This is a genomic window from Stutzerimonas nitrititolerans, assembly GCF_003696285.1.
GTDB lineage: Bacteria > Pseudomonadota > Gammaproteobacteria > Pseudomonadales > Pseudomonadaceae > Stutzerimonas > Stutzerimonas nitrititolerans.
The window spans coordinates 1-536 of record NZ_RFFL01000079.1 but is presented as its reverse complement, the minus strand read 5'-3'; the positions used below and the strand labels follow the sequence as shown (position 1 = coordinate 536).

Sequence of the window (536 nt, the reverse complement as noted above, 5' to 3'; positions counted from 1 at the left end):
CATTGCTGGGTGCGCTTCGCGCCGGCCGACGAAGGTCAGGAAGGCCTGCAGTTCGTCAACGAAGTGGTCGGTGGCGTCATTCCGAAGGAATACATCCCGGCGATCCAGAAGGGCATCGAAGAGCAGATGAAGAACGGCGTCGTGGCCGGCTATCCGCTGATCGGCCTGAAGGCGACCGTTTTCGATGGCTCCTACCACGACGTCGACTCCAACGAGATGGCGTTCAAGGTGGCTGCCTCCATGGCGACCAAGCAGCTGTCCCAGAAGGGCGGTGCGGTAGTGCTTGAGCCGATCATGAAGGTGGAGGTGGTGACACCTGAGGACTACATGGGTGACGTGATGGGTGACCTGAACCGTCGTCGTGGTCTGATTCAGGGGATGGAAGACTCGGTCTCCGGCAAGGTGATTCGTGCCGAGGTTCCGCTGGGCGAGATGTTCGGTTATGCGACCGACGTTCGTTCCATGTCCCAGGGTCGCGCCAGCTACTCCATGGAATTCTCGAAATACTCAGAGGCTCCGGCGAACATCGTCGAGGC

General features: G+C 60.1%; 1 pseudogene. It reads left to right on the top strand.

Annotated elements, in window-relative coordinates:
- A pseudogene (fusA, locus tag EA795_RS20780) lies at positions 1-536 on the top strand (elongation factor G); the annotation flags it as partial.